The organism is Roseovarius sp. THAF27 (assembly GCF_009363655.1).
In the GTDB taxonomy this organism is placed as follows: Bacteria; Pseudomonadota; Alphaproteobacteria; order Rhodobacterales; family Rhodobacteraceae; genus Roseovarius.
Genome location: NZ_CP045393.1, coordinates 2215128 through 2236020, shown reverse-complemented (window position 1 = coordinate 2236020; position 20893 = coordinate 2215128). Strand labels below are relative to the sequence as shown.

Genomic DNA, 20893 nt, shown 5'->3' with positions numbered 1-20893 from the left:
CCATCACCGCAGACCGCCCCGTCACCGCCCGCCAGAGGCGTTCCGGGGCATGACAGGCAAGGACAGTCGCGCCCATGGGCAGTGCCGCCGCGTATAAATCCGAGATCAGGTTGATCGCCGCCAACGAGTGGAAGCACCAGCGCTTCAGCTGGCTCGAGGGCGTGCGCCGCGACGCCGATCTGAGCGACCGTGCCAAGCTGACGGCGCATGTCCTGGCGCTCGATTTCACCAACGCGCAGACCATGCGCTGCGACCCGTCTTTCCGCCAGATCGCCGAGATCCTGGGCCGGTCCCAGGACACCGCGAAACGGGCCGTGCGCGAGCTGATCGAGGCCGGCTGGCTGACCCGCGACGGGGGTCTCGGCCGGGGCAACAACACCAATTACGGGTTCCTCACGCGGGCCAAAATCATCCATCTAAAAGGGGGCAAATCTGCCCCCCCAAAAGGGGGCAATCCTGCCCCCTATTACGGGTCCGAAAAGGGGGCAGATTTGCACGGTAAAGGGGGCAAATCTGCATCGAGCCATAATATAGATAAACCATGGGAGAACCATGGCGCACGCGCGGGCGCGCGTACGCACGCGGGAGAAAACCGCTTTTCCCAAGCCGAAATCGAAGAGGCGCGACAGCTGATCCTCTGGGTTGAGAAGGGCGGTAACATCGCCTCGCTTCAGCCTGCCATCCTCGGCGCTGTGCCCCGGCTGATCTGGGGCGCCATTGCCGAGAAGATGATCGCCGAGGCCGACGGTCTCGCCCTGATCCAAACCGCCCAATCCATGACCCGCGAAAGGAGCACGCGATGAGCAGCGCCGTGACCACCGACGCCATGACGACCGACGAAGGCAAGCGCGCCCGGGTGCGCCGCCTGCTGATCCATCCCCTGGCCGCCGACGGGTTTCGAAAGCGGGTGAAGACCTCGGATGAGGATCATCGCAACTTCCTCGACCGGGTGGCCGACAGCCTGGCCTACATGACCGACGACGGGCTGCGCGCTCTGCGCCGGTCGCTGGCGACCAAGGGCGACGGCTCCAGCCGCGACTTCTGGCCCAGCTATGCCTGCATCATCGGCTTGGCCGAAGCGTTCGAGCCGCGGCCGCTGGAGCATGCGCCCGAGCTGCTGCGCTGGTTTGCGTCCAGGGCGGGGCCAGCCGCGCTCGAGGCCGGGCGCCACGTGGCCGAGTACGAGTTCTGGAAGAAGCACAAGCGCCCGCCGGTGATGCCCGGCGACAAGGCGCGCGTGGCCGAGGTGGCTGCGAAATGGAACGACAAGGCCGAGCGCATCCGCGACGTGATCCGCCGGCGCGGACGGGCCAATTTCGACGACGACCTGCAGTGGCTCGACTGGTACGAAAAGACCTGGACCGACGTCGAGGCGCTGATCGACGGGGGTGGCGCATGATGCCGTTGCGCAAGACACCTGCGAATGATCAGCCCGCCCGCCCTGTCGACGATGCGGGCAAGGAGCTGATCTCGATCCGGTCGCTGCTGGAATGGGCCTTTGCGGTCGAACATGCGCAGCTCGAGTACGACGATCTGCGCGACACCGGCATCGTGCGGGAATACGCGGCGAGGTCCCAGACGGCCAACGTGTGCGACATGCTGGCGATCGGCAAGGATGGGGCGCGCGGGATTGGCGTTCGGGTCGACGCCACGCCCGGTCGCAGCTATCCGCACGAGGATGCCGACCTGGTCGCCGCGATGGTCAAGATCGCTCTGCCCTGGCGGCTGGCCACGATGGTCGCCGAGCTTGCTCGCGCCGGCCGCACTCCGGACTGGGGGCAGGATATGCGCCCCCGTGTCGAGCCGCGCGAATGGCGCAACACCCGCCACGGCGCCTATGCCAAGACCGAAAAGATGGGCGTGGTGCAGTATGTCAGCCGCGGCCGGGTGCGAGCCGCGCCGCTCATGGCATGCCCGATCGTCTACCGGGACACCGCGCAGGAAATCGCCCGTGTCAGAAGGGGTTACCTCGAATGGTGGAGCGCGCTTCTTTCCGTCCGCTGCGCCCTTGCGAACAACGAGATGCGGCGGTTCGCGCTGACTGAGACCATGCCTTGCCAGCGGCCCTGGCAAAACGCGGATCAAGCCTGAGCAGCCTGTGCTAAGGTTGTGCACAGACCGCCAAAGGAGATCTAGATGCATTCGACCCCATCCGCTGAAGAGCTGCTATTGCTTCAAGAGGCTGGCTTTGACGAACGCGACGGCACCAGAGCTGTCGTGGCAAATCAGGTCTCGCAGGTTTCGGGAATATACTTCCTCTCCGCCGCGGGGGCGAACCTAATAAAGATCGGTTTCGTCCAGAACATCGACAAGATCGCGCGCCGGGTTGACGCCTTGCAGGCGGGCTGCCCCTATGCGCTGGTGAATGTCTTTGTGGCGCGTGGCGCGAGCCGTCGCGAAGAGTGGAGGGCGCATCGGCTGTTCGAGGAATACCGTTTTCGGGCCGAGTGGTTCCGCTGTGACGGTCGGCTTAAATCCTTCCTTCAGTTCGCTGTCGCATACCCTGATGAAGCCTCCAGGCGGCTGCGTCTGCAATTGGAGGATTGACTTCGAAAATCTCAAGGGCTATGCAAGACGCCAGAAATCGAATTGCGCCCGGAGCGGAGATCCCGCCCCGGGCGTTTTCTTTTGGGCGGAGGCCGAATGATCACGCTAGATGTCGACACGCGCGAGATTGAGCGACGTCTTGGCGAGATCGCAGTGCGGCAGGTGCCGTTCGCGGCCGCGCTGGCGCTGAACGATACCGCCAAAGATGGCAAGGACGCCGTCGAGCTGGAGATGAAGGTCAGCTTCGACCGGCCCAAGCCGTTCACGCTCAATGCGTTCCGGGTGCAGCGGGCCTCGAAGAACCGGCTTCAGGCGATGCTGCTGCGCAAGACGATGGTGGCGGGGCGGCATTACCTCGAGGTGCAAGAGGCCGGCGGCACCCGTCCGCAGACCGGGATGGAGCGGCGGCTGGCCTCGAAGGTTAAGGCCGGGGGCGTGCGGTCGGTCTATCCGGCGCGCGGGGCGCGGCGCGACAAGTACGGCAACTGGTCGCGCGGTCAGCGCAACCAGGTCCTCGCCGCGATCGAGGGGCAGGGCGGCAAGGGCGCCGGCAAGTTCTTCGTTCCGCGTCCGGGATCGGGGCTAGCGCCGGGCGTCTACCAGCGCATGGCGCGGCGCAAGATCAAGAAGGTGGTGCACCTGTCCGACAGGCCCGCGACCTATGGCAAGACGTTCCGTTTCTATCAGCGGGCAGAGCGTCGGATGCGGATGACGCTGCAAGAGAATTTCGAGAAACGGTTCGAGCAGGCACTGCGCACCGCGCGGTGAATGACCACCCCCGGGCAGGGGTGGCTGCGGCCCGTCGGGGCGCGGGGGGGGGCAGAGGCGGGGGACGGATCGTGATCCCTCGGCCGGGACGGCGAGGCACGCTGTCTTGCGGCATTGGGGGATGGCACCCCCGCCGCCCGGCCGCACGATCCCCACCCCCCGCCCGCCCGACCGTTTGGGTCCTTCCCGGGGCCCCGCCGCCCGCGGGTAATTCGCACCCCGGTCAAAATCGGTGCGATTTTTGTTTTATCCCGTGGGGTTGGGGTTCTTGTTGTTGCTCTTTGCCGGGCGACTGTCAGCACAATCAGGAAAGAGGCAATGGCCAATATCATCACCCTCGAGAACGGGGAGGAGATTGACGTCGATGCTTTCCCTCTTCCCGAGGGGGTGAGCGACGAGCTGTTCAACATGACGCAGATCGCGAAGGCGATGAACACGTCGACGGTCACGATCACGCGGTGGATCGACCAGGGGTTTCCGGTTCACCAGAAAGGCGGCAACGGTCAGGCATACGAATTCCGGCTGAGCCATTGCTACGCCTGGCGAATGTGGCGCGAACAGTCGGACGCGGCGGATCGGGCGCGTAAGGACGAGCTTGCCGGGCAACTCGCGATGCAGTTCCTTGGGGGCGAGGAAGAGGCCGGCCACCTGAAGACGCAGCTGTCGCCGAAGGAGATGAAAGCACATCTCGAGGTCGAGATGGTGCGCAACCAGGCCGCGCTGCAGCGCGAGGAACTGGTCAAGAAAGCGCATGTCGAGCGTGTGCTCGAGGGCGTGCTGATCACGTTCCGGCAGGCGATGACGAACCTGCCGGACTACATGGAACAGGAGTTCAGCCTGAGCCCGGTGCAGGTCGAGAAGGCGGAGCGATACTGCGATAACCTGTTGCAGGACATCCGGCTTCAGATGAGCGAGGCACGGTTTGCGGTGGGCGAGGTAGTGTCCGTCGCGGATCACAGGGGCAGGACGGCGTAATGGTCGAGATGAGCGACCGGGCCATCGGCCAGGTCATCGAGATCCCGCCGTTGCCGCCTTTTGCGTCGGCCCGGGATATCCTGGCCGATGCGTTGCCACTGCTGGACGCGCCGAGCCGGATATCGCCGGTGGCCGCGGCGGAGCGGTACATGCGGGTCGAGGCGCGGGGCGTCTGGGCGCAATACGATTGCGATGTCACGCCTTACATGGGCGAGGTCCTCGACACGATGCAGTCGCGGCTTTACCGCGGCGGCGCGTTCGTCGGGCCCGCGCAATCGGGCAAGACGCTGGGGCTGATCGTCATGGCGGCGCACCCCGTCACCTGCGACCCGGCGCCGGTGCTGATCATCCACATGGATCGGCCGAGCCGGGACCGTTGGGTTGAGGAATCGCTGAACCCGGTGATCCAGAACAGCCCGGCGCTGCGCGATCTGCTGGGCCGGGCGCGGGACGACGACACGTTCAGCCGCAAGCGGTTTCGCGGGATGCGCCTGGCGATCGGGTACCCGACGCCGCAATGGCTGTCCTCGGCGAAGTACCGGCTGGTGGCGCTGACGGATTTCGACCACTTCCCTCCCGAGCTGGGCGTGCGCAAGGATGCGCCGGAAGGATCGGCGTTCGACATGGCGACCGAGCGGGTCAAGACGTACATGTCACGCGGCTTCGTCTTTGCCGAAAGCACGCCGGCCTGGCCGGTGAGCGATCCGGCCTGGGCGGCGTCGGCGAGCGAACCGCACGCGTTGCCGCCGGTGAAATACGGGATCGTGAAGCTATACAACACCGGCACGCGGGGGCGCTGGTACTGGGAATGCCGCGATTGCGGCGAGCTTTACGAGCCTTCGTTCGACAAGCTGCATTTCGACGGGGACCGGCCGCCGCGCGAGGCCGGCGAGGCGGCAGAGATGGAATGCCCGCATTGCCATGCACTGACCGGGCCGCAGCACAAGAACGAGATGAACCGCGCGGCGCGGCGCGGCCGGGGCGGATGGCTGCACGAGGCGGAGCATGGGGGCGACCTGGTGCCACTCGGTGACAGCGCGATCCGCCAGTCGGACATCGCCAGCTGGTCGCTGGACGGGGCCGCGGCGACCTTCTCGACTTGGTCGGGGCTGGTTTCGAAGTACATCGAGGTCAAGCGGCAGGCCGAGGAGCTGGACGACGACCTGGGCCTGGCGCGGTTCTATTACACGAGCCTCGGCAAGCCTTATGCACGGGCCGCGTCGGATGCGGACGAGATGCTGTCGGTGACGGCGCTGAAAGAGGACCGCACCACTGCGCCGAAGGGCGTCGCGCCGGATTGGGTGCGGTTCATCACCGTGACGGCGGACGTGCAGAAGACGCGGTTTCCGGTGCAGGTCACCGGCTGGGGCATCGACGGCACGCGGACGGTCATCGACCGCTTCGACCTTTACAAGCCGCCGGCAGGGGCTGAGGGCGAGGATCTGGACCGGGCCTTGAGCCCGGCGAAATACGCAGGCGACTGGGACGTCCTGGTCGAGCTGGAAGACCGGCGCTGGCGAGTCGAAGGCACGGAGTTCGAGCTGCGCGCCGTTGCGCTGGGGGTCGATTTCCAGGGCGAGCCGGGCGTCAGTGACAATGCGGAGCTGTTCTGGAAGCGTCGGCGCAAGGCGGGCCAGGGTGGTCGATGGTTCCTGACCCGCGGCCATCCCGGCCTGCGCCAGCGCGACCGGGTCTGGCACGAGGCGCCGGGCCGGTCGAACCAGGGCAAGAAACGCGGCGTCAAGCTGCTGAACATGGCCACGGACCGGCTGAAGGATTCGGTTACTGCCGCGCTTGTGCGGCCCGCCGGCACACCGCGCAGCTTTCCGCTGCCGGAGTTCCTGGGTGATGACCACCTGGCCGAGTTCTGCGCCGAGGTCCGGACCGACAAGGGCTGGGAGCCGAAGCCTGGCCAGAAACGAAATGAAAGCCTTGACCTGTCGGTCCAGGCGCAGGCGCTGGCCGAGCACAAGGGTCTGCGCCGGATGAACCCGGAAAGCCCGTGGAACTGGGCCATGCTGGGGGCGGACAACCCGCATTGTTTCGCCGTCGATGCGACGGCCTCCGAAGCCAAGCCGAAGGCGCGCAAGCGTCGGGTCGGCAAGATGAGGATCTAATGGCCTACACACAAGACGATCTGACCAAGCTGCAAAAGGCGATCTCGAAAGGTGCGGCCGAAGTGCAGCTGGACGGTGAACGCGTGCGATTCCGCAGCCTGGACGAGATGCTGCGGCTCGAGCGCAAGATACAGGCCGAGCTTGGCGTCACTGAGCGTCCAACTCGCCGGATGCATTATCCCAAAACTTCGACAGGGTGGCGCTGATGGTGGGATTTGTCGATCGGTTCGCGCCGCGGTGGGCGTTACGTCGGGAAGTGGCGCGCGCGCAGCTGGACCTGTTGCGCGAGCGGCGGGCGGAGCGGAACGCTTCGGCGCCGTATGCGCCGGTCGGTGGGGGCCGTCGCAGCCGAGAGTTCTACCGCAACAGCCGAGATCCGCATGGCACGATCTCGGGCGCGCGCCAGCCGCTGGCCTATATCGCGCGGGATATGCTGCGCAACAACCCGCGGGTGACGCGGGCCAACAACCTGTTCGCCGGTTACGTGGTCGGGTCGGGCATCCGACCTGTGGTCGAGATGGTCAGCGATGAAGACAAGGGGGACAAGAGCCGCATCGAGGGCTTGATCGAGGATCATCTGTTGACCACGGCGATCGACGCCGACGGGCACAGCACGCTCTTCGGGATGCAGAACCTGGCGCTGAAGACGATCCCGCTGTCCGGCGAGGTGCTGCTGCGGTATCGCCAGCGTCGCTCCTCGGACGGGTTGCCTCTGCCGTTCCAGATCCAGTGCTTGGAAACCGATTACATCGCACACACCAAACACACGCTTGGCTCGCCCCAGGGCCGCCGGATCGAGAACGGGATCGAGTATGGGCCCACGGGCGCGCCGGAGGCGTATCATCTTTATGCCAACCATCCCGGTTCTCAATACGGTACCGGCGATATCCGCAGGGTGTTGGCGGAGAACATCGCGCACGCGTTCCTGGTCGATCGGCCGGGGCAGCGGCGGGGGGTGAGCTGGTACGCGCCGGTGATGGCGGAGCTGCATGACCTGCACAAGTTCATGCAGGGCACGCTGAAGCGGCAAGAGGTTGCGGCGATGTTTGCCGGAATTCTCAAGAGGAACGGTGACGACGACGCCGGTGACGAACTGAAGGACGCGATTCTGGAAGTCGAGGCGGGCGGCATTCTTGAGCTTCAAGACACGGACGAAATGGAATTCAACGATCCGCCTTCGGCGCAGAGCGCGGAGCCGATCGTGAAGATCATAGACAGGGTGATCGCGAGCGGCCTGATGCTGACCTACGAAGGGTTCAGCGGAGATTACAGCCAGGTCAATTACACCAGCGGCCGGATGGGCCGCATGGACCAGGACCCGATGATCCAGTTCTGGCAGAACGAGTTGGCGATCGCGCGGCTGATGGGGCCGGTCACGCGGTGGTTCAAGGAAGCGCTGTACTTCAAGACGTTCATCGAGCCGGACAAGTACCGGCTGCGCTGGACCGCCCCGCGACGGCCAGTGGTCGATCCGACCAAGGATTACCCGGCGCTGATCCGGAAGATTCGCGGCGGCCTAGCGACGCGGGCCGATGTCATCCGGGAGATGGGCCAGGATCCCGAGCGGATCTGGAACGAGTGGAGTGGCTGGGCGGCCCGCGACGACGAGGCCGGGCTGGTCTTTGACAGCGATCCGCGGCGCGTTTCGCTGTCCGGCGTGGCGCAAGCCAAGGCCGCCGGCGCCAATGCCGCGAACGAAACCCTTACCGACGAGGATGAAACCGATGACTGATTTGACGATGCCACAGATCGCGGAGCGCATGTTCGGCACGCCGTTGCTGGTGGAACCCGCAAAGGCCGCCGTGATTGCGCGTGCCTTTGCGCCGCGGCTGTTGGGTACTGCGGCGGAAGTTCATGTGAGCAGTGCGGTCTCGCCCGCCGACAGCGGCGGTACGGAAAAGCGCGCGGGCAGTATCCTGCATGAGGGCATGTCGGAACATCTGAAGGAACGGCGCGCGGGTTTCATTCGTCACGGGCCGGTCGCGGTGATCGAGGTGGTCGGCTCGCTGGTGCGGCGCGGGTCCTGGCTGGGCCAGTCTTCGGGGATGACCAGCTATGAGGGCCTGCGCGGGCAGCTGAAGGCGGCGGCGGCGGATCCGGAGGTCAAGGCGATTGCCCTGGAGTTCGACACGCCGGGCGGCGAGGCGGCCGGCGCGTTCGAGCTGGGCGACCTGGTGCGCGAGATCCGCGAGACCAAGCCGGTCTACGGCTTTTGCGCCGAGTATGCCTATTCCGCAGGCTATGCGCTGGCCAGCCAGTGCAATTACCTGACGGTTACGGAGTTCGGCGGTGCCGGCTCGATCGGCGTGATCATGATGCACGTCGAGTACAGCGATCACCTGAAGAAAGAGGGTGTCACCGTCAACATCATCCGCGCCGGGCAGCAGAAGGCCAAGGGCAATTCCGTCGAACCCCTGCCGGACGAGCTGCGCGAGGAATGGCAGTCGGAGTCCGAGGCGATGCGCGTGCAGTTCGCCCAGCTGGTCGGCAAGGGGCGCGGCGACCGCTTCGACATGGCGGCGGCGCTGAAGACAGAGGCCAAGGCGTATAGCGGGACCGAGGCTGTGCGCCTTGGTCTGGCCGACCGCGTGGCCGATCCCAAGAAAGCCTTCGATGCGATGGTCGCGTCGATTGTTGCGACCGGCGCGTGGGACGGGACGGTTCCCGTCCCCGCGGCCAAGGTCACGAACCGCAGCTCCGGCTGCACAACCGGGGCGCAAACGCCCCACGCTCAGAAGGAGGCAGATATGCCTGATCAAGTGAAAGAGCCGGAAGCGCAAGGTGTGACCGGCGAGACCAAGGCGGGCGAAGGCAAGACCTCGACCGCATCCCCCACGGCGGCGGAGACCTCGGCGCTCAAGTGCGACGCCGCGGCAATCACCAAGGCGGTTGCCCGCGCGGGTCTGTCGGCAGAGTTCGCGGCCGAGCTGATCTCGAGCAACGCAACCCAAGAGCAGGCGTCCGACGCGATCATCGACAAGCTGGCCGACAAGAAGGCCGGAGCCGATGGCGGCGATATCGTGAACGAGGCGCGCGTGGTGCATGATGGCGTCGACCGCATGAAGGCGGGCATGTCGAAGGCGCTGCTGAAGAAGGCCGGCGTTTCGGGCGGGGAGGCGAACGAGTTCTCGTCGATGTCGCTGCGCGAGATGGCGCGTCACACGTTGCAGGTGCGCGGTCTCGATATGCGCTTCGGTGGCGTGCAGCAGCTGGTCGGGGCGGCGTTCGTGCCGACGATGGCCGGCGGCCTGCACAGCACCAGCGATTTCGGCGAAGTGCTGGCCGACGTCGCGAATAAGTCGATGCTGATGGCCTACCAGGAAGCCGAGGAAACCTTCGAGCAGTTCACCAAGCGCACGACCCTGACCGATTTCAAGCCGACGAAGCGCGTGGGAACGGGGCTGTTCCCGGATCTTTCGGAGGTCGGCGAAGCTGGCGAGTTCAAGTACGGAACCATGGGTGACTTTGGCGAGACGATCGCGCTGCTGACCTATGGCAAGCTGTTCGCGATCACACGCCAGGCGATCATCAACGACGACCTGGGCGCCTTCACCACTGTGCCGATGAAAGCCGGACGCGCGGCCAAGCGCAAGATCGGCGACCTGGTCTTTGCGGTGCTGAATGCCAACGCGGCAATGTCGGACGGTACGGCGTTGTTCCACGCCGATCACAACAACCTGGCGTCGTCTGGTGCGGCGCCATCCGAGACGACGATCGACGCGGCGCTGGTGGCCATGGCCGCACAGTCCCCGCGCGGGACGGATGCGGACAGTTCGGCGACGTTGAACATCCAGCCCAAGTACCTGATTTCCGGCTACACGCATCGCTCGGCCGTTCTGGCGGCGCTGATGTCGGAGAAGACGCCGGACACCACCGGCTCCAAGTCGCAGATGCGCTACAACACCGTCTACCAGGCGGCCGAGCCCATCTTCGACAACCGCGTTGCCGGCAATGCCTGGTACATGGCGGCGGATCCGATGACGTTCGACACGATCGAGGTCGCTTACCTGGACGGCGTGACCGAGCCCTACATCGACCAGCAGGACGGCTGGACGGTCGACGGCACCGAATTCAAGGTGCGCGAGGACGTGGGTGTCAAGGCTACGGCCTGGGAAGGGCTTTACAAGAACGCCGGCTCCTAAGCCGCGTTCCGATCCGAGCTGAAACGCCCGGCGCCGGACAGGCGCCGGGTTTTGCATTTGCGCCCCGGCGCACAATTCGAGGAAAGAGAAATGCAGAACTATGTTCAACCGGGCGCAAGCCTGACCCTGCCCGCGTCGGAGGATGTCACCTCGGGCCGCGGGATCCTGATCGGCACCGTCTTTGGGATTGCGCAGCATGACGCGGATTCCGGCGATGACGTGTCGATCCTTCGCCATGGCGTCGTGACCCATGCCAAGACCAGCGCGCAAGCCTGGACGGTGGGCGCGAAGCTTTACTGGGACGACACCAACAAGGTCTTCACGACCACGGCCAGCGGTAACACGCTGGTGGGGGCCGCCGGCGCGGCGGCGGCCAACCCGTCGGCGACCGGCACGGTGATCCTGGACGGCGCAGTCCGGTAATGTCCGGGATCTTCGACGGCATGGCCGGCGTCCTGAACGACGTGTTCGGGGCGCCGGTCATGCATACGCCGGCCGCGACGGGCTTGCCGGTAGAGGTGCAGGGCATCTTTCGCCGGGATCCCATCACGGTTGCGGACGAAGATGGTCGCGAGTTCCTGGTGACTTCGCCGTCCCTGCGGGTCGAGCGGCCGGATGCGGCCGGGATCGTGGTGGGTGACGTGATCGAGGTGTCGGGCGGCGACCGATTTACGGTTCTCAATGCACAAAGAGCCACGCCAAGCCCCGCGTCGGATGCGCTGGTCGTGTTCGAGCTGGAGGCGATCGAGGCATGAGTTTCCGAACCATCCTGAGGACGCAGCTGCGGGCGGCGCTGGAGGCGTCCGACCGCCTGGGCATCGTCGAATTCTACGATGCGTTTCCGCGCAATCACGATGCGACACAGCTGCCCTACTGCATCGTGCGTACGCCGCGCGAGCGGACGAACCGGGATCACGACTACGGCGTGAATCGCGCGACCGAGGTTGTCGTGTCCTATCGCCGGCTTGGCGGCGACGACCTGGAGGACGAGCTGGATCTCGATGCAGACGAGGTGGTCGAGGTCGTGCTGCCGGTGCTGCGCGGCGTCGGTTTGCTTTACGGGCTGGACATGACCGAGACCGACGTGGTCGCGGCTGGCGAGACCCGGCGCGGCGAGCTGGACATGACATTCACCGTCGAGCGGCTGCTGGACGAAGACGAGCTTTAACACCGGCGCCGGCGGCGGCATCGGGCAAATCCGGGGGTGCAGCGCCCGGGCAACCTTGCGTTAACGGAGAGAGAACATGGCGAAGAGCGCGGGACGGAATTACCTGGTGAAGAAAAACGGCACGACCATCGCGTCGGTTCGGCAGAAGTCGGTTAACTGGTCGTCGCAGATGATCGACGTGACGACCGATGATGACACGGGCGACACGACCTATCTTGCGGACGTTCTGACCGGAAAGGCATTGGAGTGTTCAGTGGAAGGTCTGACCAACGACGACGTGTTCTCGGATATCGCGTTCTCGACCACCGACGCAGACAAGTTCCTGGACGATCTGACGATCGAACGACCCAACGGGGACGAGATCTCGGGCACGTTCATCCTGAGCGCCTATACCGAGACTGGTGCGTACCAGGATGCTGTGACTTTCACCGCGACGCTGACGCGCAGCGGTGCGCATACGTTCGCAGAGGCTTAACGCATGCGCGGTTTCGAGGACATCAGCGTCTGTTGGATGGGCGTTGACTACACACTTAAGGCGCGGGGCATCATGCCGCTGGTCGCGTCGATCGAGGACATCATCAGCGGGACGAGCGGCGTGGCGGCCGTGGCGATCCTGATGGGCCAGAATGGCGGGCCCACGGTGTCGCGCGTCTCAATGGCCTTCGCCGCGATGCTGCGGCATGCGGGCGCCGATGTCAGCGACGACGAGGTGTATCTGTCAGTGCAGGGCGAGCTTCTGGAGGGGAGTGGTGACGCGCTGAGCGCCATGTCGGAGGCGTGCAACTTGCTGCTGGCAATCGTCAGCCCGCCCCTTGCCGAGAAGATGGCCGCCGCCATGGAGGTCGTGGAAGATTTCGATGCCGCCGAGGAAGCCGAAAAAAAGGCCTGAGCGGCGGGCTTGTGCGGGCGCTGCACGATGCGGTGGTCGTGCGTGGATGGGTTTCGCCGCGAGATTTCTGGGACATGGCGCCGGGCGAGGTCTGGTGGGTGATCGAGGCACATGAGCCACGGCAACCGTTGGGCGGAGCCGAAAGCATGGGCGAGCTTTACCGGATGCTGAAGGAAAACCAGGCAAAAGAGCGGGTAGGGAAAGAGGTCAGGGATGGCGCGTAGTATTGGCGACCTCGAGATCCGCGTCGGTGCGGATGTCGGCGGTCTGCGGCGGGATCTGAAAAAGGGTGAGCGCGACATCCAGGGCTTTGGAGCGCGTGCGACGGTGATGGCGAAGAAGGTTGCCAAGGCAGGGGCGATCATCACGGCGGGTGTCGCGGCCGCGACGGGCGGGCTCTTGGTGATGGCGCGCAGCGCGGCCGAGACGGGCGCCGAGATCGAGCGCCTGTCGCGCCTGGCGAACACCACGCCGGAGACGTTCCAGAAATGGGCGCAGGCGTCCAAGACCGTCGGCATCGAGCAGGACAAGCTGGCCGATATCCTGAAGGATGTGCAGGACCGGGTCGGGGACTTCATGGCCACCGGCGGCGGGCCGATGGCGGATTTCTTCGAGAATATCGGACCGAAGGTCGGGGTCACGGCGCAGCACTTCAAAGACCTGAGCGGCCCGGATGCGTTGCAGCTGTACGTGGACTCGCTGCAGAAGGCCGGTCTGTCGCAGTCCGAGATGACCTTCTACATGGAGGCGATGTCGTCTGACCTGACGGCCATGCTGCCGCTGCTGGCGAATGGCGGCCGCGAGATGAAAAAGCTCGGAGACGAAGCTGCCGCAGCCGGTCTGATCATGTCGAATGATGCGGTTAAGGGCTCGACAGATCTTAAGAAAGAGCTAGACGCGCTGGCCACCGTCATCAGCACCCAGGTCAACCAGGCAATCCTCGATAACAAGGAAGACATTACTGCGCTGGTTTCGGCCCTGGTTGATCTGGCGCCCAAAGTTTTGAATGTCGTCCAGGTGTTCGTCGATTGGGCCGCCGCGGTTGTTGACGTGGTCGAGGCGCTTGCGCGACTGAAAAATGAAGGCTGGACATCGTTCCGGATCGGAGACCCGTCGCGCTTCGAAGATGCGCCAACCCTGGATCCGGGAAACCTGCCGGGGCGCTTGGGTGAGATCCTCGGCGGCGGCGCCGGTTCCAACATTCCACGGCCCCCCGGCCTTGATTACCTGACCGACCAGCTGACGGATGACAGTACCGAAGGCGGGCAGGGGATGGACACGCTCGGTTTCGTTGCCGGCGGCGCGGGTTCGCCCTTCAGCTATGACGAGGAGTTCGTCGAGGACGTGTTGGGCCGTCTTGGCGATTTCATGTCGCGCCGGCAGGAGGTGATCAGCGAGGGGGCGCTGGCCGAGCGGTTGATCCACCAGGATCACGTCGATCGCATGAAGGAGCTGGACGCGGACTCGATGGACGCGCGCTTGGCGGGGCTGCGCGGGGCATTCGGCGACGTGTCGAGCCTGATGCAGACCGAGAACAAGAAGCTGTTCCAGATCGGCAAGGCCGCGGCGTTGGCGGACGCCACGATCAGTGGCTACCAGGCCGCAGTTGACGCATGGCAGAAGGGCATGAAGATTGGCGGGCCCGGGGTGGCAGCGGCATTCACCGCCGCGTCTCTGGCGCGGACCGGGGCCCTTATCTCGCAGATCTCGGCGCAGTCCTACGGTGGAGGATCGAGCGCCGCAGGCGGCGGGGCGGGCGCGGGTGCGGGCGCTGGCGCGCCCGAGGCGAGCCCGTCTCAATATTTCACCGTGAACCTGCCCGGTGATGGTCCGATCTCTCGAAGCTCGGTGAGGGATCTGATGCGTATGATGAACGAAGAGATCGAGGGCGGCGCGACCCTGAGCGGGATCGTGGTGAACGGCTGATGGGCGTGATCTTTCAGCCTTTTTATGTTCTGCCGCGTGCGGATCTGCCGCTGACCCATGCGCGGATTGTGCATGCCGGCAATTGGTTTTCCGGTGGCACCGCGTCGGCGAGTGGCACCAATGCAGCCTTTTTCGAAGATGCGCCGATGGGATCGTTGACCTATGAGAAATGGCGGGCGGATGCGGTTCCGGCTACATGGGAATACGACCACGGATCCGAAGTTGTGGCGGATGCGATCTGCATCGCTGCGCATACCTTGGGCACCTCGGGCGCAACATTCAAGCTGCAGTATCATGACGGCTCGACATGGGTGGACCTGACCCGGGCTGTCAGTCCCGAGAACGACATGCCCGTCATGGCGATCTTCGAGCCTGTCGAGGCGCAGCGTTGGCGTATCAGTATCAGCGCGGCGTCCGAGGTACCGGACCTGGGAGTGTTTCGCGTCGCCGATACGATGCAAATGCCTCGGCCGCTTTACGGCGGTCACGCCCCGATGGACATGTCACGCCAGACGGTCATGCGCCAGAACAACTCGGAGACCGGCGAGTTCCTGGGCAAGACCCGTGTGCGGTCCAGCCTGATGGCGCAGTTCGAATGGCGGCACCTCGATCCCGATTGGGTGCGCAGCTACTGGCGCCCGTTCATGCTGGCGATCGAGACCGATCCCTATTTCATCGCATGGCGGCCGGGCCGGTTTCCCGAGGTCGCCTATGTCACGACGGCGCAGGCGCCCATTCCACAGAACATGGGGATCAACGGATTGATGCAGGTGAGCCTGACCGGCACCGCGCGGGGGTATGATTGATGTCGAGCGCCACGCAACCGGGCCGCGAGGTCGTCCAGATCGTCGAGCTGATCGTGCCGATCTGCGCCAACGTGTTCGGCACCAGCCCGTGCACCGCCACAGGCACGGGCGATCAGAAGTGTTTCAACACGCGCGCCACGTGCCTGGATGCCGAGAATTTCGACGGTTCGGCCACGCTGAGCCTGTTCTTCTCGCGCCAGAGCGTTGCCGAACGGCGGGTCGAAGGGGTGGATTACATCATCCCGTCGTTGCGCTCGGTCTCGACCGCGCCGACCAGAATCAACCTGTCGGCCGTCGATCCCGACTCGACAGGGCTGGGCAATCGCGCGGTGTGCGATATCGAACTGATGGACCATCCGCACACCGACAGGGTGGTTGATCCCTATCTGGCGGATCGCAGCTATGATCCGATGGCGCGCGGCAGCTTCTGGACCAAGTGGCTGCGCCGCTGGAAGTATCGCCAGAACATCACTGTCAACGTGTACGAAGGCTATGCTGGCCAAGCGCTGGCGGACATGATCAAGCGGCAGTACGTCCTGATCGAGGTCAGCGGCCCGGATGCGTCGGGCCGGGTCCGCCTGAAGGGCAAGGACATCCTGCACAAGCTGGAAGAGCGCAAGGCGCAGTGCCCCGAGGCGTCGCCCGGCGTGCTGCGCAACGCTCTTCTGGCGGGGGCTACGACCTTTGCCGTCGCGGGTGCCAGCCTGTCGGATTACCCGGCAAGCGGTCTGTTGCGGATCGGTGACGAGTTCATCGCGTATTCGGCCCTGTCCGGGGTGGACGGCGTGCTGACCTTCACGGTGTCCGAACGCGGCGCCGAGAACACGGTGGCGGCGGACCACGACGCCGAGGCAGCGGTGCAACTTTGCAAGCAGTACACCGCTGCTACGGTACAGGAGATCGTCGAGGATCTTCTGACGACACATGCCGGCATAGACCCCGCCATGGTCGACAGCGCCGGCAGTTTCGCGCAGGAGGTAAGCCGTCACCTGTCAAGCTACCGGCTGAGCACGATCATCAGCGACCCGGCGGCAGTCAACAAGCTGATCGCCGAATTGCAGGCACAGTGCGGGTTCTTCATCTGGTGGGACGAGCGGGTGGCCTTGATCAAGATGCGGGCAATCCGCGGGCTAGAGACCGAGCCGCCGACGCTGACGGAGCGGGACCACATCATGCCGGGCCTGTCGGTGCGCGAGTTGCCCCGCAACCGCGTGAGCCAGGCGTGGGTCTATTTCAGCGTGCGAGACTGGACGCAAAGCCTGGACGCCGTGAATTTCCGGCAGGTCCAGGTCGTTGCGGACCTGGCCAGTGAAAGCGAGGATCGTCACGGCGAGCCGTCGATCCGCAAGTATTTTTCGCGTTGGCTCCCCACGGGCAACCTGGCGTTTTCGTCCGGGTTCAAGATCGTGAATCGGTATTCCGAGATCCCGAGCGAGGCGGGTTTCCAGGTCGATGCCAAGGATGGGCACGAGTACTGGGTCGGCGATGTCTTCTACCTGTCGCACGGGCGGCTGGTGGACGCGCACGGCGCCCCGGTGATCGAGCAATGGACGGTCGTCAGTGCCGACGAAGTCGTGCCGGGCGAGACGGTCGAGTACGTCGTCGAGAACACGCAGCTTTATGGCCGGGTCTATGACTGGATGGCAGATGATGCCGGAGACTATCCGGGGACATCCGCCGAATTTGCCGCGGCCTACTGGGGCGATTCCGACGGACTTTTGTCGGATGGCACAAAAGCGGCCACGTGGGGGTAGATCATGACAAGTTTCACGAGCATTCCGAACACCGAAATTGCGCAGGACAAGCCGATCAAGGCCGAGACTGGATTGGCGCTGAGAGATAATGCGATCGCAATCGCGGAGGGTGGATCTGGTGCCCCGAAGATCGCAAAGAAGATCGTCTCTGCCCAAGCGCCCGGCGGGAACGTCACGATTACGGACCTCGATGATTTTGCCGGCGTGCTGGTGTACGGCATTGTCCTTTCGGATGACAGCGGACCCAACATGACCGTTGAGTTCAGTCTGAATAATGGGTCGACCTTTTCCGCCTCTGTGGTCATCGGACAATTCGGTCAACAACTGAGGGCGTCATTTTCTTTTTGGCTGGACTTTGCCACCGGCGACTTCGTTTCGGTCGGAGAGTTCGAGTCTGCACTCCGCGTCACTGGTACCTTGGCCGGATCGAGCGCCGCCATCACCGATCTGCGATTCAGCTGTACCGATCCCTTCGCGCTCCTGATCGAGCCGAACGGGGGGCAGAGCGCGACATGATCCGCGTGAATGCCACGGTAAGCGCGCGCACCGGCAAGGTGGTCATGGTCGAGGAGGAGGTTCTCGACCCATCCCCGGACGGCGTGCCGAAGGCCGTTAGCAGATACCAGTTCAAGGCGGCATTGATTGCTCTGGAAAAAATGGGTGAAGTAACGCTGGCGATGAGCAGTGCCAGTCCAATGGTTCAGCTGGCCTGGGCGGAGGCGCCCGAAATGCGCCGCGCGGATGCGCTGGTCGGCTTCATCACTTCGCAATGCAATTACTCCGACGCGGATCTCGACGAGATTTTCAGCACGGCGTGGGCGATCACGTAAACAAAAGGCGGAATCAGTAAATGGCGACGAACACCTGCACGGTGTCCGGGCAAATCGTGTTGCCCGACGACACTGATGTGACCGGCGGGCGGCTGGTCTTTCGGCTGAGTTCTTATGATGTGGACGGCGGCGAAACCGTTTCCGAGGCCACGGTCGTCACGACGATTGGCGGCGATGGATCCGTGTCGGTCGATCTATGGCCGAACCATCGGGGGGTGCGGGCAAGTTACTATACCGTCAAGATCGTGCGCCAAACTTTGGCCGGTGATGTCTCATTTGATCTCGGTCGCATTCAGGTGCCAGACGAGGCGTCCGCGGATATCGCTGACCTCCTAGGCACGCCGCTTGTGTCTGAAACCGTCAACTGGACCACGCTAACCGAAGGCGATCGACTAGAGCTGCTCGCTGCCTCTGCGCGTCGTTTCACAAACCTTGCCTCGCTGAACGCGGACACTGAGCTGACACTGGACGCAGGGAAGGTCGGAACGGTCGCAGAGGGCGACATCATCGAGGCGCGCAGCTTTCGGTTTTCGGTCGCCGCAGACGATGCAACGGATCATCACCGGGAAACTGCAGGAGGACTCAAGCTCTACGCCCGACCGAATGAAACTGGTCACATCGACATTTTACAGTTTGGCGATGGTCTGTTCAAACAAGCCAACATCGACATGATCGAGGCTGACTTTGGCCGTGTCGGGGTCTCGGTTGGCACGAATGTTGCTGCGAATGCCAGGGTCACAGCTCCCATATATTTCTCGCCGGGTGCCTTTCTGTCGCCAGGCAGCGGCGTCACCGTGGAAATCAAGGACGACATCATCGCGCCGAAACAGTGGATTTTCCGTGGGAATGGTGGTTACGAGCTGGGCCGGGACAGTGGGGGCGACGAGCGCGGCGAGGGTAACCGCGAAGTCCTTGCGGAATGGTTCGGCATGTACGCGCATAGCGGCGGCGTCGATCCCGGTGAAGACATGGCTGACTATCTGCAAATAGCCATGGATGCGCTTGGCAACAGCCGCGAAGGCCTGATCCACTTTGGTAACGGCAGTTACCATTTCAAAAGCACGACCGCGATCAATCGGGCCATCACGCTCAAATTCCCCGGCACGCGGCGCGGCGTTGTTCGTGTGCATGGCGACGGCTACCCGGTGTTCACGTCCAATGGCGACGCGGTAAGGATCGAGGGGGCCAATTTCGAGATGTTCGTTGGTGGCATTACGTCACGCGACAGTCCGTGCATCCACTACACCCACGACGAATGCAGCACGGACGATATCCGCGTGAGCGACGTCGCGCAGGGCATCATCCTCGAAGGCAATCGTTGCCGCGCCGAGAACACATCAGGGGTGTACAGTCATAACCCCGGCGCAGGTAGTTCAATTGTTAATGTGCGGGGCAAGGGGTGCACTGTGCTGGAAACCGAATGCCCGTCGAGCAGTGCTTACGAGCCGGAAGCACTCGTGAACGCAGGAGGCGGTGCGTCGGAGAACATCGTCGCGACAACTATCCGCGGGCTATACTGGTTCAATGACGCGATTGGGGCGCTTCTGAACGCAGAAGGTGGCGATATCACCAGCACCTCGGTTTCCGCTGTGCGAAATCATAGCGCGTCTGACGGCCCTCCTTCTCTGGCAAAACTGGTTGGCAGCGGTGAGCATGACATTTCCGCTTTCATCATGTCTGACTGGCTCTGCAACGCGCTCACAGACAATATCATGGACATCTTGAGGACTGGTACTGGCAAGACGGAAAAGATTATTCTTGGCGAGGGTGCGGGTGGAAATGGCAGTGGATATTTCTTCAATATCGCATGCGAAGCCGGGGCCGTGCAAACCTGCCGAATTGGCGGCGACGTGATCCCCTCAGACCGAGGTGGTTTCTCCATCAGTGGCGCTGCAGCAGCCAATGTAACCGGGCTTCGCAAGCCTCTTGAGTTGGACGAAAACGGCCTGATGCGCGGGGTTTGGGGTATTCCCGAGGACACCGACGACCTGGTTATTTCCAGCGGGGAAATCACGCTTCCGGCCAACGCACCCACCGCGATTTACAGGGTGGACACGGAAGGCAACGCAGGCTCCGACACCCTCACCACGATTAATGGCGGTGTCGAGGGGCAAATCATCATCCTGAAAACGGAAAATTCGTCTCGCGATGTGACGCTGGACGATAATGCCGGGAACCTGCGGATTGCGGGGGATTTCACGATGGATACCACACAGGACCGCATCTGGCTGCAGTTCGACGGCACCAACTGGTTTGAGCTGGGCCGGGTGGATAACGCCTGACAATACTGGTGAAGAGGGGTTTTCCTCAATGGCTGAAGAAAACTATCAGGTCCTGCTGTTTCGGATCGATCGACAAGCCGAAGAAATACGGGATCTGAAGTCCCATGTCGAGAAGCTGGAAAAGCGCGCCGTCGAACGGGACCAGGAAAGATCGGCACAGGAGCGAAAGCAATTGCTGGCCGGGATCAGCTTCCTGGGCGCGGTGATCATCACGCTTGGAAGCGTCCTCTGGTCTTACCGGGCGGTCATTTTCAAGGGGGTAAACTGATGTGCTCAACGACGCTTCGTGCGCTCTATGCCGTGCTCTATTCCTTTGTCGCGATCATCCTGGTCATGGCGTTCTGGCTGGTGCTGTCCACGGACCTGATCATGCGGCCGACCGCAATCCATTACGACGACCGCAAGGTGACGTTTGTAAGGGAAACCCCCTTCGGTGAAGTGTGGGGTGTCTGGTCGACCGAGATCCGCGTGACGGGAACCGGAGAGGAATGCCCGAGCGGTCGCAACCGCGCCCTCTACCAGGTCAAGGACGACAACACGGTCACCTATTACCTCGGCCCGTGGGCCGATCGATGTCTTGAGCAAGGGCCGCCACTCGTCATTGTCGACACATGGCAAGCTTTGCTCTTCGGCGTCATTCCGTTGCGGCCCGTTCGGATCACCACTGTCATCGAAATCGCGGAGTAAGT

24 protein-coding genes are annotated in these 20893 nt (G+C 63.8%); all 24 read left to right on the top strand.

Annotation, left to right across the window (positions count from 1 at the left end; translation table 11 throughout):
* The first annotated feature begins 74 nt into the window (after positions 1-74).
* The 24 genes from FIU89_RS11105 to FIU89_RS10990 all read left to right on the top strand — a co-directional run bounded on the left by FIU89_RS11105 (position 75) and on the right by FIU89_RS10990 (position 20891).
* Positions 75-803 (top strand): helix-turn-helix domain-containing protein, encoded by a 729-nt coding sequence (locus FIU89_RS11105; protein ID WP_152492653.1) that lies wholly within the window; start codon positions 75-77, stop codon positions 801-803.
* Positions 800-1399, top strand: coding sequence for a hypothetical protein (locus tag FIU89_RS11100; RefSeq protein ID WP_152492652.1), 600 nt, complete (start codon positions 800-802; stop codon positions 1397-1399). Before FIU89_RS11105 ends, FIU89_RS11100 begins: the two co-directional genes overlap by 4 nt.
* Positions 1399-2091, top strand: a complete 693-nt coding sequence (locus FIU89_RS11095) for a hypothetical protein (RefSeq protein ID WP_216647016.1) — start codon at positions 1399-1401, stop codon at positions 2089-2091. The genes FIU89_RS11100 and FIU89_RS11095 overlap by 1 nt, the downstream gene beginning before the upstream one ends.
* A 45-nt stretch (positions 2092-2136) precedes the next feature.
* Positions 2137-2547: a GIY-YIG nuclease family protein gene (locus FIU89_RS11090; RefSeq protein WP_152492650.1), complete on the top strand. Its 411-nt coding sequence runs from the start codon at positions 2137-2139 to the stop codon at positions 2545-2547.
* A gap of 96 nt (positions 2548-2643) precedes the next feature.
* Positions 2644-3315 (top strand): hypothetical protein, encoded by a 672-nt coding sequence (locus FIU89_RS11085; RefSeq protein ID WP_152492649.1) that lies wholly within the window; start codon positions 2644-2646, stop codon positions 3313-3315.
* Positions 3316-3633: 318 nt separating this feature from the next.
* Complete coding sequence (locus tag FIU89_RS11080; RefSeq protein ID WP_152492648.1) at positions 3634-4290, top strand: hypothetical protein; 657 nt, start codon at positions 3634-3636, stop codon at positions 4288-4290.
* On the top strand, positions 4290-6407 hold the full coding sequence (locus tag FIU89_RS11075) for a terminase gpA endonuclease subunit (RefSeq protein WP_152492647.1): 2118 nt from the start codon (positions 4290-4292) through the stop codon (positions 6405-6407). Before FIU89_RS11080 ends, FIU89_RS11075 begins: the two co-directional genes overlap by 1 nt.
* A complete protein-coding gene (locus FIU89_RS11070) occupies positions 6407-6613 on the top strand; it encodes a phage head-tail joining protein (protein ID WP_152492646.1) in 207 nt (68 codons plus the stop codon). Before FIU89_RS11075 ends, FIU89_RS11070 begins: the two co-directional genes overlap by 1 nt.
* Positions 6613-8139 (top strand): phage portal protein, encoded by a 1527-nt coding sequence (locus tag FIU89_RS11065; protein WP_152492645.1) that lies wholly within the window; start codon positions 6613-6615, stop codon positions 8137-8139. Before FIU89_RS11070 ends, FIU89_RS11065 begins: the two co-directional genes overlap by 1 nt.
* Positions 8132-10549, top strand: coding sequence for a S49 family peptidase (locus FIU89_RS11060; RefSeq protein ID WP_172978091.1), 2418 nt, complete (start codon positions 8132-8134; stop codon positions 10547-10549). The genes FIU89_RS11065 and FIU89_RS11060 overlap by 8 nt, the downstream gene beginning before the upstream one ends.
* Positions 10550-10639: 90 nt before the next feature.
* Complete coding sequence (locus tag FIU89_RS11055; protein ID WP_152492643.1) at positions 10640-10972, top strand: DUF2190 family protein; 333 nt, start codon at positions 10640-10642, stop codon at positions 10970-10972.
* A complete protein-coding gene (locus FIU89_RS11050) occupies positions 10972-11304 on the top strand; it encodes a hypothetical protein (protein WP_152492642.1) in 333 nt (110 codons plus the stop codon). The genes FIU89_RS11055 and FIU89_RS11050 overlap by 1 nt, the downstream gene beginning before the upstream one ends.
* Complete coding sequence (locus FIU89_RS11045; protein WP_152492641.1) at positions 11301-11717, top strand: hypothetical protein; 417 nt, start codon at positions 11301-11303, stop codon at positions 11715-11717. The genes FIU89_RS11050 and FIU89_RS11045 overlap by 4 nt, the downstream gene beginning before the upstream one ends.
* A 76-nt stretch (positions 11718-11793) precedes the next feature.
* Entirely contained in the window at positions 11794-12192 is a 399-nt protein-coding gene (locus FIU89_RS11040; RefSeq protein ID WP_152492640.1) for a phage tail tube protein, read from the top strand.
* A gap of 3 nt (positions 12193-12195) precedes the next feature.
* On the top strand, positions 12196-12606 hold the full coding sequence (locus FIU89_RS11035; RefSeq protein ID WP_152492639.1) for a hypothetical protein: 411 nt from the start codon (positions 12196-12198) through the stop codon (positions 12604-12606).
* Positions 12607-12644: 38 nt separating this feature from the next.
* Entirely contained in the window at positions 12645-12830 is a 186-nt protein-coding gene (locus tag FIU89_RS11030) for a hypothetical protein (RefSeq protein ID WP_152492638.1), read from the top strand.
* A complete protein-coding gene (locus FIU89_RS11025; protein ID WP_152492637.1) occupies positions 12820-14532 on the top strand; it encodes a hypothetical protein in 1713 nt (570 codons plus the stop codon). The genes FIU89_RS11030 and FIU89_RS11025 overlap by 11 nt, the downstream gene beginning before the upstream one ends.
* Positions 14532-15338 carry a hypothetical protein gene (locus FIU89_RS11020; protein WP_152492636.1) on the top strand — a complete coding sequence of 269 codons (807 nt, stop codon included), beginning with the start codon at positions 14532-14534 and terminating at the stop codon, positions 15336-15338. The genes FIU89_RS11025 and FIU89_RS11020 overlap by 1 nt, the downstream gene beginning before the upstream one ends.
* Positions 15338-17092: a hypothetical protein gene (locus FIU89_RS11015; protein WP_152492635.1), complete on the top strand. Its 1755-nt coding sequence runs from the start codon at positions 15338-15340 to the stop codon at positions 17090-17092. Before FIU89_RS11020 ends, FIU89_RS11015 begins: the two co-directional genes overlap by 1 nt.
* Before the next feature lie 3 nt (positions 17093-17095).
* Positions 17096-17608 (top strand): PepSY domain-containing protein, encoded by a 513-nt coding sequence (locus FIU89_RS11010; RefSeq protein WP_152492634.1) that lies wholly within the window; start codon positions 17096-17098, stop codon positions 17606-17608.
* Positions 17605-17922 (top strand): hypothetical protein, encoded by a 318-nt coding sequence (locus FIU89_RS11005; RefSeq protein WP_152492633.1) that lies wholly within the window; start codon positions 17605-17607, stop codon positions 17920-17922. The genes FIU89_RS11010 and FIU89_RS11005 overlap by 4 nt, the downstream gene beginning before the upstream one ends.
* A 20-nt stretch (positions 17923-17942) precedes the next feature.
* Complete coding sequence (locus FIU89_RS11000; protein WP_152492632.1) at positions 17943-20204, top strand: hypothetical protein; 2262 nt, start codon at positions 17943-17945, stop codon at positions 20202-20204.
* Between the two features lie 28 nt (positions 20205-20232).
* Positions 20233-20472: a hypothetical protein gene (locus tag FIU89_RS10995; protein WP_152492631.1), complete on the top strand. Its 240-nt coding sequence runs from the start codon at positions 20233-20235 to the stop codon at positions 20470-20472.
* A complete protein-coding gene (locus FIU89_RS10990) occupies positions 20472-20891 on the top strand; it encodes a hypothetical protein (protein WP_152492630.1) in 420 nt (139 codons plus the stop codon). The genes FIU89_RS10995 and FIU89_RS10990 overlap by 1 nt, the downstream gene beginning before the upstream one ends.
* Positions 20892-20893: the final 2 nt, after the last annotated feature.